Annotated in this window: 12 protein-coding genes; 8 read left to right on the top strand and 4 right to left on the bottom strand. The window is 73.3% G+C overall.

The features are described from left to right. Window positions 1-244 precede the first annotated feature (244 nt). Together AB0G16_RS02945 and AB0G16_RS02940 are read left to right on the top strand one after the other, a co-directional pair. Entirely contained in the window at window positions 245-790 is a 546-nt protein-coding gene (locus AB0G16_RS02945; RefSeq protein WP_362797710.1) for a hypothetical protein, read from the top strand. 438 nt (window positions 791-1,228) lie between these two features. Continuing rightward, window positions 1,229-2,674 carry a PepSY-associated TM helix domain-containing protein gene (locus AB0G16_RS02940; protein ID WP_362797708.1) on the top strand — a complete coding sequence of 482 codons (1,446 nt, stop codon included), beginning with the start codon at window positions 1,229-1,231 and terminating at the stop codon, window positions 2,672-2,674. 95 nt (window positions 2,675-2,769) lie between these two features. On the opposite strand, the gene AB0G16_RS02935 is transcribed toward AB0G16_RS02940, so the two are convergent. Continuing rightward, window positions 2,770-3,543, bottom strand: a complete 774-nt coding sequence (locus AB0G16_RS02935) for a helix-turn-helix transcriptional regulator (protein ID WP_362797706.1) — start codon at window positions 3,541-3,543, stop codon at window positions 2,770-2,772. 87 nt (window positions 3,544-3,630) lie between these two features. Between AB0G16_RS02935 and AB0G16_RS02930 the strand changes: the two genes are divergently transcribed. Further along, on the top strand, window positions 3,631-4,080 hold the full coding sequence (locus AB0G16_RS02930) for a nuclear transport factor 2 family protein (RefSeq protein ID WP_362797704.1): 450 nt from the start codon (window positions 3,631-3,633) through the stop codon (window positions 4,078-4,080). Here the strand turns inward: AB0G16_RS02930 and AB0G16_RS02925 are convergent. Continuing rightward, window positions 4,077-4,880, bottom strand: a complete 804-nt coding sequence (locus AB0G16_RS02925) for a helix-turn-helix transcriptional regulator (protein ID WP_362797702.1) — start codon at window positions 4,878-4,880, stop codon at window positions 4,077-4,079. The genes AB0G16_RS02930 and AB0G16_RS02925 overlap by 4 nt on opposite strands. 157 nt (window positions 4,881-5,037) lie before the next feature. Between AB0G16_RS02925 and AB0G16_RS02920 the strand changes: the two genes are divergently transcribed. Together AB0G16_RS02920 and AB0G16_RS02915 are read left to right on the top strand one after the other, a co-directional pair. Then, window positions 5,038-5,316 (top strand): type II toxin-antitoxin system Phd/YefM family antitoxin, encoded by a 279-nt coding sequence (locus AB0G16_RS02920; RefSeq protein ID WP_362797700.1) that lies wholly within the window; start codon window positions 5,038-5,040, stop codon window positions 5,314-5,316. After that, complete coding sequence (locus tag AB0G16_RS02915; RefSeq protein ID WP_362797698.1) at window positions 5,313-5,588, top strand: type II toxin-antitoxin system RelE/ParE family toxin; 276 nt, start codon at window positions 5,313-5,315, stop codon at window positions 5,586-5,588. The genes AB0G16_RS02920 and AB0G16_RS02915 overlap by 4 nt, the downstream gene beginning before the upstream one ends. 12 nt (window positions 5,589-5,600) lie before the next feature. On the opposite strand, the gene secA2 is transcribed toward AB0G16_RS02915, so the two are convergent. Further along, window positions 5,601-7,802 (bottom strand): accessory Sec system translocase SecA2, encoded by a 2,202-nt coding sequence (gene secA2 / locus AB0G16_RS02910; protein WP_362797730.1) that lies wholly within the window; start codon window positions 7,800-7,802, stop codon window positions 5,601-5,603. A 175-nt stretch (window positions 7,803-7,977) separates the two neighbouring features. Between secA2 and AB0G16_RS02905 the strand changes: the two genes are divergently transcribed. Further along, window positions 7,978-9,126 (top strand): lactate 2-monooxygenase, encoded by a 1,149-nt coding sequence (locus AB0G16_RS02905; RefSeq protein WP_362797696.1) that lies wholly within the window; start codon window positions 7,978-7,980, stop codon window positions 9,124-9,126. Further along, the gene (locus AB0G16_RS02900; protein ID WP_362797694.1) at window positions 9,123-9,917 is read left to right on the top strand and encodes a class II aldolase/adducin family protein; all 795 of its coding nucleotides are present in this window, start codon (window positions 9,123-9,125) and stop codon (window positions 9,915-9,917) included. Before AB0G16_RS02905 ends, AB0G16_RS02900 begins: the two co-directional genes overlap by 4 nt. Window positions 9,918-10,065: 148 nt before the next feature. Here AB0G16_RS02900 and AB0G16_RS02895 read toward each other — a convergent pair whose 3' ends face one another. After that, window positions 10,066-11,037, bottom strand: coding sequence for an EamA family transporter (locus AB0G16_RS02895; RefSeq protein ID WP_362797692.1), 972 nt, complete (start codon window positions 11,035-11,037; stop codon window positions 10,066-10,068). A gap of 357 nt (window positions 11,038-11,394) precedes the next feature. On the opposite strand from AB0G16_RS02895, the gene AB0G16_RS02890 reads away from it, so the two are divergent. After that, complete coding sequence (locus tag AB0G16_RS02890; protein ID WP_362797690.1) at window positions 11,395-11,757, top strand: VOC family protein; 363 nt, start codon at window positions 11,395-11,397, stop codon at window positions 11,755-11,757. Window positions 11,758-11,900: the final 143 nt, after the last annotated feature.

Raw genomic sequence — 11,900 nt, 5'->3', positions numbered from 1 at the left:
ACGACTCGGGCCCCGCCCCCGGTCACGACTCGGGCCCCGCCCCCGGTCACGACTCGGGCCCCGCCCCCGGTCACGACTCGGCCCCCGCCCCCGGTCACGCTCCCGGCGACGGCCCGGCGGGACGACCCTGACGGGGGGACGCACCCGTCGGAACGCCCGGCCGCCGACGGCGGCCGGGCGTTCCCGTTTCTGAAAAACAGATCAAGGGGCTGGCAGATTCGTCATTCTCTGTCACCATTGCCGCATGTACGCCTTGCGCTCCGTTCGCGCCGCGGTGTTCGCGGTCGTGTGCGTGACGGTGTCGCTGGCCATGCACGTGCTGGCCGGCGGCACCCCGGTGGGGGCGGGCGTACTGGCCTGGGCGACGGTGCCGACCGCGGCGGGGGCGTTCGTCCTCGCCCGGCGGCGGCGTGGCTTCGGCGTCCTGACGGGAGCGGGTTTCGCCGCCCAGTACGGGATGCACCTGTGGTTCACCGCGGGTGCGGTCCCGCCGCCGGCCGGGCACGAGCACGGTGAGGGTGGCCTGTCCACCGGCCTGTTCATGCTGCTGGTGCACGCCGTGACGGCGCTGCTGTCGGCGCACTGGCTGGAGCGGGAGGAGTGCGGCCTGGCCACACTCCTGTACCTGCTCTTCGCGCCGATCCTCACCGTGCTGCGGCGGTACGCGCCCGCCGCCCACCGTCCCGCCGCGCGTCCGGCCGCGCCCGCCGACCGGGTGCCGCCCGTCACCCGGCTGCTCGCCGCCACCGTCTCCCGCCGAGGCCCGCCGGCGCCCTCGTACGCCGTCTGACATCGGGCCGTCCGCCCGGGGCCGCCACGGCCGCCGGCCCGGCGGACCGTGCCCGGGTCCCGTCGCGCCGTCCTGGCGGGTGAGGCCCGGTGACACCGCGCTCGTCCGTGTCACCACCGCCCGCCCGCCGGGGCGTCCGCGCCACCGGCACCCGACCACGCGTCACGCCGCCCGCACGCGCGCCCACGCGTTCACGCCGCCGGCGCGCGCCCACGCGTCCGGACCACCGGCGGCGCCGGCGCGCGTCCACGCGTCCGGACCGCCGACGGCGCTCGTCCGCTCGTCCGCGTCACCGGTGCGCGCTCACGCGCCCGCGTCGCCGGCGTGCCCGTCCGTCCTCTCCCATGTCCGGTACGCGTTCTCACGCGCCGGGCCGAACCCCGTACCGCGGTCGCGCGTATCCGCCGATACGCGCTCCCCGCCCGAGGAGAACCCCCCATGACCTCTGACATCGAGATCCCACCGGCGGCCGGGCGGCCCCTCCCGCCCGCGCGGCCCGAACCCCCCGCGGCGTCCCCCTGGGCGACGCTGCGCGTGCTCCTGCTCCGACTGCACTTCTACGCCGGGATCCTCGTCGCACCCTTCCTGCTGGTGGCGGCGACGACCGGCCTGCTGTACGCGGCCTCCTTCCAGCTGGAGAACGTGGTCCACTCCCACGAGCTGACGGCTCCCGTACCGGCGGGGGCGCAGCCGGTGCCGCTGGCGCGGCAGGTCGCCGCCGCGACCGCCGCGCACCCCGAGGGGACCGTCGGGGCCGTACGGACCTCCGACGAGCCCGGTGTGACGACCCAGGTGCTGCTCGACGTGCCCGGCCTGGCCGAGAGCACCCGCCTGGCGGTGTTCGTCGACCCGTACACCGGCCAGGTCCGGGGCGCCCTGGAGAGCTACGGCAGTTCGGGCGCCCTGCCCGTGCGGACCTGGATCTCCCAGCTCCACCGTCACCTGCACCTGGGCGAGCCGGGACGCGTCTACAGCGAGACGGCGGCGAGCTGGCTCTGGCTGGTCGGGCTCGGCGGCGTGGTGCTCTGGCTGACCCGCCGTCGCCGGACCGGGCGGCGGCTGCGCGGGATCGTCGCGCCCGAGCGCGGCCCCCGCGGCCTGCGGAAGACGCTCTCCTGGCACGGCTCGGTCGGCCTGTGGGCGCTGGTGGGCCTGCTCGCCCTCTCGGCCACCGGCCTGACCTGGTCGAAGTACGCCGGGGACAACGTGAACGTGCTCCAGACCTCGTTCGGCTGGACGACCCCGTCGCTGCCCGCCCCCTCCGGGGAGCACGGCGAGCACGGTGAGCAGGGTGGACACGGCGGCCACGGTGACGCCGGGGGCGCCGCCCGGGTCGCCGACGCCGACCAGGTCGTCCGGGCCGCGGCGGGCAGCGGGCTGTCCGGCCCCCTGGAGATCGTCTGGCCCTCCGAGCCCGGGAGCTCCTACGTCGTCAAGGAGAACGACCGGCTCTGGCCGCAGCGCAACGACCAGGTCGCGGTCGACCCCGCCACCGCCCGGGTCACCGCCGAACTGCGCTTCGACGACTACCCGGTCGCGGCAAAGCTGACCCGCTGGGGCATCGACGGGCACATGGGCGTGCTGTTCGGCCCGGCGAACCAGATCCTGCTGGCGGTGCTGGCCCTGGCGCTCATCGCGATGATCGTGTGGGGGTACCGCATGTGGTGGCTGCGCCGTCCCACCCGCGGTTTCGGCGTTCCCTACGAGCGCGGCGCCCTGCGGCGGCTGCCCCTGGCCCTGACCCTGCCGCTGGCGGCGGTGGTGGTCGCCGTGGGCGTGTTCCTCCCGCTGCTGGGGCTCTCGCTGCTCGCCTTCCTCGTGGTCGACGTGGTCCTCGCCAGGGTCGCGGCGTCGCGGGCCGCGGCCTCCCGGGCGAGCGGGTAGGGCACCGGCGCGCCCGGGTCCGGGACGAGGGACCCGGGGACGGCGGCCGGCCGGTCGTTCCGGCCGGCCGCCCTTCCGGCCGGAGAGCGCGTGGGCTACCGGCCGGCGCCGGGTGCGGTGAAGTAGGCGGCGCTCTCGGCGTCCGCCGGGTAGTACGACTCGATCGCGATCTCGTCCAGGGTGATGTCCGTCGGGGTGCCGAACGTGGTCGTCGTCGAGAACAGCCGCAGTTCACGCCCGCCGAAACGGAAGACCATCGGGATGGCGATCTCGGACTCGACCGGTTGGCCCGCGTCCCCCGAATGGGGGGCCAGGAGTTCCTCGTGGAGCGCGGTGAGCCCGGGGTCGGGAGCCGTGGCGAGCTGCCGCGCGATCCGGACGCACAGCAGCGCGCGCACCTGGGCGAGGTTGACGATGTGCGGCGCGAGCCCTCGCGGGTCCAGCCCCAGCCGCAGCATGTTGACCGGCGGGACCAGCAGGTCGGGGGCGACGCCGGCGAGGAACGGGTCGATGCCGCGATTGCTCGTCACGATGTCCCACCGGCGGTCGACGGCCAGCGCCGGGTACGGCTCGTGCGCGCGCAGCACGCGTTCGATCGCGTCCCAGGCCGCCGGCAGCGCCTTTCTGTCGAGCGGCCGCTCGGCGTAGCGGGGCGCGAGGCCGGCGGCCAGCAGCAGCCGGTTGCGCTCGCGCAGCGGCACGTCGAGCTGCTCGGCCAGTCGCAGGATCATCCCGGCGCTCGGGCGGGACCTGCCGGTCTCCACCAGGCTGACGTGACGGGCCGACACATCGGCGGCGATCGCGAGGTCAAGCTGGCTGAGCCGCCGGCGATGCCGCCACTGCCGCAGCAGTTCTCCCACCGTGTGCATGGACGACGATGCTACTCATCGAAAGACCGAACGCCATGAAATGCCATTTCATCGACAAACGCCCGGACGCTGGAAAAACTGCTGCTCGTGACCACGCAGAACACGACCACGCAGAACACGGCCGGGCGGAACACGGCCCACGACAACAAGGGCATCGTCCAGCGGGCGCTGACCGCACTGGTCGCGACCGGCGACGTCGACGCGCTCGCGTCGGTGCTGAGCGACGACTTCCTCCACCACCGTCCGGACGCGACCTCCAGGACGAAGCCGGAATGGCTGGCCGCCGTGGGCGCCGCGCTCGCCCCGCTCGCCGGCATGCGGGTCGAGATCCGGCACGTGCTGGCCGACGGCGATCACGTCGTGATGCACTCGCGGCGCCGGCTGCCCGGTGCCGGACCGGAGATCACGGTCGTCGACGTCTGGCGGCTCGACGACGGTCTGATCACCGAGGCATGGGAGATCATCGAGCCGGCGTCCCGGGCGGCGGCCAACCTGACGTGGTGGAGGATCCGCCCGGCCGGTCCCGCGGTCCCCTAGTCGGGGTGGTGCTGGTGCTGCAGGTAGGCGGCGGTCTCGGGGTTCGCCGGGAAGTACGCCTCGACGGCCAGTTCGGCGACGGTGATGTCCAGCGGGGTGCCGAAGGTCGTCATGGTGCTGAAGAACGTCAGTTCCCGATAGCCCCGGCGGATCCGCAACGGGATCACGATGTCGCCGGGGCCGGGCCGGTCGATCTCGGGTTCGGGCTGGTCGCAGGGGTAGTCGTCGAGCTCGCGCCAGAGCGCGGCGAGCTCGGGGTCGGCGGTCAGGCTCATCTGGCGGCGGAGCCGGTGCAGCAGGTGGGCCCGCCACTCGCCCAGGTTGGTGATGCGCTGCGCCATGCCCCTGGGGTGCAGGCTCAGCCGGAGCACGTTGACCGGGGGGACCAGCAGCTCGGGCGCGACCCCGCGCAGCATCACCCCGGTGGCGGAGTTGCGGTCGATGAGGTTCCAGCGCTGGTCGACGACCACCGCCGGATGCGGTTCGTGCCCCCTCAGCACCTGGCCCAGGGCCTCCCGCACGGAGGCCATGTGCGGGGAGCTGAGCGGGGTCTCCGAGTACAGCGGCGCGAAACCGCCGGCGAGCAGCAGGTGGTTGCGCTCGCGCAGGGGCAGGTCCAGCTCCTCGGCGAGGTGCAGGATCATGTCCCTGCTCGGTCTGGAACGTCCGGTCTCCACGAAGCTCAGGTGACGGGTGGAGATGTCGGCCTGGATCGCGAGGTCCATCTGGCTCATCCGCCGGCGCTCGCGCCACTGGCGCAGAAGTTCACCTACCGGCCGGGACGCGCTGGTGGTGGTCACGTACGCCACGATAACCGGCGCCGGACGACGAAACCATTACCGGGCACGTAACGCGGATCATGATGTCCCGCCGACCGGCCGCGCGGGAGGATGCCGCGCTCGGCGAGGCGTTCCGGATCGCTGGCCTCGCCCTCAGGTGTTGGCTAGAATTATGTACATGACGCTTCTTCCGCTGGCCGAGGCGCGAAACCGGCTCTCCGGCATCATCGAGTCCGCCGTCACCACCCACGAGCGATTCGAGATCACCCGCAACGGTGTGCCCGCGGCCGTGCTGCTGGCCGCCGACGACTACGAGACCATGCGCGAGATGATCGACATCCTCGCCTCCACGGAGACCGTGGAGGCCATCCGCGACGGCCTCGCCGACCTGAAGGCGGGACGCACCTTCTCCCAGGAGGAGGTGGAGGCCGAGCTCCGCCGGACCGGCCGTCTGTGAGCGGGCGGTACGAGCTCAGCCTCACCCGCCGTGCCCGGCAGGACCTCGCCGAGCGGTTGCCCGCCAAGGCGGTGCCGGCGATCTGGGAGTTCATCACCGGCCCGCTCCTGGACAACCCTCACCGGGTGGGCAAGCCGCTCGACGAGCCCCTCGCCCCGCAGTGGTCCGCGCGCCGAGGCGACTACAGGGTGCTCTACCTGATCGACGACGACCGCGTCGTGGTCCAGGTGATCACCATTCGGCATCGGGCCGACGCCTACCGATCGCGGTGAGCGGCGGCCGGGTCAGCGGCGGCGGACCTTGTTGGTGAGGCGGTTGAGGATGCGGTCCCACTCGGTGCCGAACGGGTTCTCCTGCACCAGGTAGGTCCAGGTGGCGGTGGGACGCTTGAGCCCCGCCCCCTCCAGGTCCAGCCCCTCGTCGGTGACCGTGGCGGTCTCGAAGGTCTCGACCGAGCGCGTCTCGATCTCGGCCAGCAGCCGCTGGTAGGCCGGGACGGCGTCCTTGTGGAACTCGTCGATCGGGTTGAGCCGGCCCAGCACCCGCAGGTGGATGCCCTCGCGCAGCTCTCCAAGGTAGGCCAGGTGGTCGGCCCAGGCGCGGTCGATGTGGAACAGCACGATCTGGCGGGCGGCCTCGTGCAGCACGTCCTCGCCGACGCTCTCCGACAGCTCCGCCCACCGCTCGGGGGCCGCCGCGGCCAGGGCCTCCCCGGCCGTCCGCTCGCGCAGCACCCTGTCGCGGCGCTCCAGCAGCAGGCCGCGCTGGCGCTCCAGCAGCCGCGTGTAGCGCCAGGTGTTGCGGTGGATCTCCATGTTGACGCCCTCGGCGACCCGCTGGGCGTGGCCCACCAGCGAGCGCTCCGGCACGCCCGTGGCGTACTCGTCGGCGACGTAGTGGGTGATCAGGTCGTCCTCGCCGCTGACGAAGAAGACCGAGCCGCCGGGGTCGCCCTGGCGGCCCGCGCGCCCGCGGAGCTGGTCGTCCAGGCGGCTGCTGGTGTGCCGCCCGGAACCGATGATGTACAGGCCGCCGAGCTCGTCGACGCCCTCGCCGAGCCGGATGTCGGTGCCGCGCCCGGCCATCTGGGTGGAGACCGTCAGCGCCCCGCGCTCCCCGGCGCGGGAGATGATGGCCGCCTCCTCGGCGTCGTTCTTGGCGTTGAGGACCACGCACTCCAGCCCGCGGCCGCTCAGCGTCAGCGCCAGGCGCTCGGACTCGGCCACGTCCAGCGTGCCGACCAGGATCGGCCTGCCGGTGGCGTGCACCTCGGCGATCTCGTCGACCAGCGCGAGGTCCTTCTCCATCCGGTACTCGAAGAGACGGTCGGGCTCGTCGGTCCGCACGCACGGCCGGTTGGACGGGACCACCGCCACCTTGAGGTCGTAGAACTCCCGGAGCTGGTCGCCGACCGCCACCGCCGTGCCGGTCATGCCGCACCTCTCCGGGTAGCGGGTGATCAGCGCCTGGACGGTGATCGAGTCGAGGATCTCGCCGGTCTCCGACGGCGAGAGCGCCTCCTTGGCCTCCACCGCCGCCTGCAGGCCGTCCGGCCAGCGCTGCAGCAGCGCCACCCGGCCCCGGGACGCGTTGATCAGGTGCACCCGGCCGTCGCGGACGATGTAGTCGACGTCCTTGGTCAGCAGGGCGTGGGCGTGCAGGGCGAGGTTGACCTCGGTGAGGGTGCCCGGGGTGTCGTAGAGCTCGACGCCGAGCGCCTGCTCGACGGTGTCGATGCCCTTGCTCGTCAGGTGCACGTTGCGCGCCTGGTCGTCGAGCTCGTAGTGGTAGCCCTTGACGAGCTGCCTGACCAGCGCGGCCATCTCCGGCACGGCGTCGCCGGGGTCGGCGGCGCCGGCCAGCACCAGCGGCACCCGGGCCTCGTCGACCAGCACCGAGTCGGCCTCGTCGATCAGCGCCACGGCCGGGGCCGGGACGATCAGGTCGTCCACGCTCGTGGCGAGCCGGTCGCGCAGCACGTCGAAGCCGATCTCGCTGACCGAGCCGTACGTCACGTCGGCCGCGTAGGCCGCGCGGCGCTCCTCGGGGGTGGAGGTCTGCCCGATCCAGCCGCAGGAGACGCCGAGCGTCTCGTACAGCGGGCCCATCCACTCGGCGTCGCGCCGGGCCAGGTAGTCGTTGACCGAGATGACGTGGACGCGCTTGCCCTGCAGGGCGTGCCCGGCGGCGGCCATCGCGCCCGAGAGGGTCTTGCCCTCACCGGTGGCCATCTCCGCGACGTTGCCCGAGAGCATCGCGAGCATGCCGACGAGCTGTCCGTCGTAGGGCCGCAGGTCCAGCGAGCGGCGCGCGGCCTCCCGTACGATCGCGCAGAACTCGGCCAGGTCGTCGACCGAGGGCCGGGGGAGCTCGTCGAGCGCCCGGATCCGCTCCTCGCGGGCCCCGGCCTCGGTCACCACCCGCTCGAACTTCGACAGGTCCACGGTGCCGGGGCGTTCCAGAAAACGCCGGAAGAGCTGAGTTATCGAGGCCACGTTCCCTCCAACGCCCTTTCCCGGGCTCGCGTTCCGTCTCCTGGACATTGTGGTGTAAAGATCGGCCGTGTACAGATCAGGGGCCCGGTCCGGTGGGGGCGGGCCGGGGTCCGGTTCCGCCCGTCCAGGCGTGGACATTCTCCACGATCGGCACAAAGGTTGGGACATGTCGTTCTCCGATTACCAGTACGAGATCTACCTCAACGGCCTCGCGGGGCAACCGCCCCCGTACTCGACGTCCTTCGCGGAGCTGGAGCGGGTGGCGCGCGAACGGCTTGAGCCGGGGCCGTACTGGTACGTGGCGGGCTCGGCCGGAATCGGCGCCACCCAGCGCGCCAACCGCGAGGCGTTCGACCGGCGGCGGATCGTGCCCCGGATGCTCCGCGACGTCTCGGCCAGGGACCTGAGCGTGGAGCTGTTCGGCCGGACCTACCCCGCGCCGCTGGCTCTGGCGCCCGTCGGGGTGCAGTCGATCGTGCACCCCGACGGGGAGATGGCCACCGCCAGGGCCGCCGCCTCGCTCGGCGTCCCCATGGTGCTCAGCACCGCCTCCTCGCACACGATCGAGGAGGTGGCCGAGGCCGGGGGCCCCCGCTGGTACCAGCTCTACTGGCCGCACGACGACGAGGTGACGCTCAGCCTGCTGGACCGGGCCGCCAAAAGCGGCTACGACACCCTGGTCGTCACCCTCGACACCTGGACGCTGGCCTGGCGCCCGCGCGACCTCGACCACGCCTACCTGCCGTTCCTGCGCGGCACCGGCCTGGCGATCCCGTTCTCGGACCCGGTGTTCCGCTCCAGGCTGGCCCGCCCGGTCGAGGAGGACCTGAACGCGGCGATCATCCAGTGGGTGCCGATGTTCAACGGCCGTGCCCACACCTGGGAGGAACTGCCGCTGCTGCGCGACAACTGGGACGGGCCGATCGTCCTCAAGGGCGTCCAGCACGTCGACGACGCGCTGCGCGCCGCCGACGCGGGCATGGACGGCGTGGTCGTCTCCAACCACGGGGGCCGCCAGGTCGACGGCGCCACGGCGTCGCTGGACGCGCTCCCCGCGATCGCGGCGGCCGTGGGCGACCGGCTGACCGTGCTGTTCGACTCGGGGGTGCGCACCGGCTCCGACGTCGTCAAGGCGCTCGCCCTCGGCGCCCGGACCGTCCTGCTGGGACGCCCGTACATGTGGGGGCTGGCGGTGGGCGGGGAGGACGGCGTCCGCCACGTCCTGCGCTCCCTGCTCGCCGAACTCGACCTCACCCTCGGCCTGGCGGGCCACGACGGCCCCGCCGGCCTCGACCCTTCCATCCTGGAGGCATGATGAGCCTGTCCGACCTGCAGCCGATCCCCACCGACCAGCTGATCTTCCGCCTGCCGCAGGCGTTCGCGACCGTCGAGGAGGAGCGCCGCCACCGCCAGGAACGCCTGGTCGCGGCGCTGCGGCTGTTCGGCAGGTTCGGCTTCGAGGAGGGCGTGGCCGGCCACATCACCGTCCGCGACCCCGAGCACACCGACCACTTCTGGGTGAACCCGTTCGGCATGTCGTTCAAGCAGATCACGATCGCCGACCTGATCCTGGTCAACCACGAGGGCCAGGTGGTCGAGGGGCGCTACCACGTCAACCAGGCCGCGTTCGCGATCCACTCGATGGTCCACCAGGCCAGGCCGGACGTGATCGCCGCCGCGCACAGCCACTCGGTGTACGGCAAGGCGCTGTCCTCGCTGGGCACCCTGCTGGAGCCCCTCACCCAGGACGCGTGCGCCTTCTACGAGGACATCTCCCTGTTCGACGACTACACCGGCGTCGTGCTGGAGACCGAGGAGGGGCGCCGCATCGCCCAGGCCCTCGGCTCCAACAAGGCGGTCATCCTGCGCAACCACGGGCTGCTCACGGTGGGGGAGACCGTGGACGCCGCCGCCTGGTGGTTCATCACGCTGGAGCGCTCGTGCCAGGCCCAGCTCCTGGCCAAGGCGGCGGGGCCGACCGTCCCGATCAGCCACGAGAACGCCAAGCTCACCCACGGCCAGATCGGCAACGACACGGTCGGCTGGATCAACTTCCAGCCGCTGTACGACCAGATCACCGCCGCCGAGCCCGGCCTGTTCGGCTGACGCCCCGCGCGTCCGGCCGGCCGTCCCGCGGGCCGTGTCCCCCTCGCGAGCCGTGAACCGTGAGACGCGAGACGTGAACCGCGGGCCGTCCGCTCCGTGAGCCGTACACCCCGGACGGGGCGTACGGCTCACCGCGCGGGGACGGTCCTCACGCCGGGACGCCCGCCCGTCCCCTCTCGTTCAGGGCGAGCAGGACGACCGCGCCGAGCAGCAGGCCCCCGCCGCACGCCGCGACCACGGTGAGCCGCTCGCCGAACAGCAGGACGCCCAGGAGCGCCGCGCCCACCGGCTCCACCAGCGAGACGACCGAGGCGGTGGTGGCGCGCACCGCGCCCAGGCCGATGAAGAAGAGGCCGTAGGCCAGGGCCGTCGGGACCGCGCCGAGATAGGCGATCACCGTCCAGAAGACGAGCGGATCACCGGAGGGCAGCAGGCCCTGGACGAGCGCGATCGGCAGCAGGCAGAGCCCGCCGACGACGAAGCCGCCCGTCGCGGTGGCGTACGGCTCCGCCGCGAAGGCACGGTTGAGCAGCGTCACCCCCGCGTAGCCCGCCGCCGACAGCAGGGCCCACCCGGTGCCGGACGCCGAGAAGGACGCCGACCCGTCGTCGAGGGTCAGCAGGACCAGCCCGGCCAGCGCGACCGCGACCGCCCCCAGCCCGGCCGCCCCCAGCCGTTCACCCAGCAGCAGCCGGCCACCGGCGGCCACCAGGACGGGGGTGGCGCCGATGGTGACCACGGTCGCCACGGCCAGACCGGATTCCGCGATCGCCGCGAAGTAGGCGGTCTGGTAGACGGCCATCCCCGCACCGGTGACCAGGATCCTGCCGAGATCGCCGGACCGGCCGGAGCGGCGGGCGCGCGGCCCGTCGCCGGTCGAGGTCCCGCCGGGCCGGGAGGCGACGACGGGTGAGCGGCGCCTCGCGCCCCCTCCCAGGCCGAACAGGCGGCCGGCGAGCAGGAGCAGGGCCGCCCCGGCGGCGAACCGCCAGAAGGAGACGGCGACGGGGCCGAGCCCGCCGGTGAGGTCGAGCAGCGCGCCGGCGGCGCCGCCGGTACCCCAGGCGGTCGCCGCGATGGAAACGTACAGCAGGCCCCGGCGTACGGAGACATGCGTCATGAGGGTCTCTCCAGATGAGGTGATCGTCGTCAGGTCGCACGTACGCGGACGGCAAGCACCCACCGGACCACCCGGGTCCGGTCTGTCAGCAGAGAGGGCCGCCCGCTAGCGGGCGGGGGGCGGAGAGACGCTCAGGAACACGGGGCCACCATAACGGGGCCGGCTCCCCGAGGACCAGAACCTATCGGGCCACCGCACCCCCCGGGCCACCCGGTGCCCCGAACCGGCGGGGCCGTCGGGCCGTCGGGCCAACGGTGCCGGCGGTGTCGGCGGGGCCGGCGGGCCGCCGGTCACCGTCCCCCGGGTCCGCCGAGGAACCTGACAGCAGATGACAGGTATGGCCGGGACGATCGGCACATGACCACGAAAGCGCAATTCCTCGCGGTGAACATCGACTGCGCCGATCCCCGGCGGCTGGCCGAGTTCTACGCGGCCGTCTTCGGCTACCAGGTCCAGTACGCCGAGGACACCTACGCCGGCATCGGCGACGGCACGATGTCCGTCTACTTCCAGCAGAACCTCGACCGCAAGCCGTCCACCTGGCCCGGTCCCGACAAGCAGTTCCACCTCGACGTGCGCGTCCCCGACGTGGACCGGGCCGTCAAGGACTACCTGGAGCTCGGCGCCACCAGGCCCGACTTCCAGCCGGGCGAGGGAGGGTGGGTCGTCCTGGCCGACCCCGAGGGGCACCTGTTCTGCGTCTGCCCCTCCGCCGGGTAACCGGCCCGTCCACGGACCGGCCTCCCCGCCGCCTCCTCCGGACCGGCCTCTCGGCCGCACCTCCGGACCGGCCTCCCCGCCGCACCTCCGGGCCGGCCTCTCGGCCGCCTCCCGCGGAGGTGCCTCCCGGTCGTCTCATCCGG

This window comes from Streptosporangium sp. NPDC023615, assembly GCF_040640155.1.
Taxonomy (GTDB): Bacteria; Actinomycetota; Actinomycetes; order Streptosporangiales; family Streptosporangiaceae; genus Streptosporangium.
The sequence above is the reverse complement of the archived record's forward strand: the minus strand, read 5'-3'. Positions and strand labels throughout refer to the sequence as shown.

Bases quoted from the DNA above. Each gene is read 5' to 3' on its own strand.
- AB0G16_RS02945 (WP_362797710.1), top strand. From the start codon at position 245: ATGTACGCCTTGCGCTCCGTTCGCGCCGCGGTGTTCGCGGTCGTGTGC.
- AB0G16_RS02890 (WP_362797690.1), top strand. From the start codon at position 11,395: ATGACCACGAAAGCGCAATTCCTCGCGGTGAACATCGACTGCGCCGAT.
- AB0G16_RS02940 (WP_362797708.1), top strand. From the start codon at position 1,229: ATGACCTCTGACATCGAGATCCCACCGGCGGCCGGGCGGCCCCTCCCG.
- AB0G16_RS02905 (WP_362797696.1), top strand. From the start codon at position 7,978: ATGTCGTTCTCCGATTACCAGTACGAGATCTACCTCAACGGCCTCGCG.
- AB0G16_RS02900 (WP_362797694.1), top strand. From the start codon at position 9,123: ATGATGAGCCTGTCCGACCTGCAGCCGATCCCCACCGACCAGCTGATC.
- AB0G16_RS02935 (WP_362797706.1), bottom strand. From the start codon at position 3,543: ATGCACACGGTGGGAGAACTGCTGCGGCAGTGGCGGCATCGCCGGCGG.
- AB0G16_RS02920 (WP_362797700.1), top strand. From the start codon at position 5,038: ATGACGCTTCTTCCGCTGGCCGAGGCGCGAAACCGGCTCTCCGGCATC.
- AB0G16_RS02895 (WP_362797692.1), bottom strand. From the start codon at position 11,037: ATGACGCATGTCTCCGTACGCCGGGGCCTGCTGTACGTTTCCATCGCG.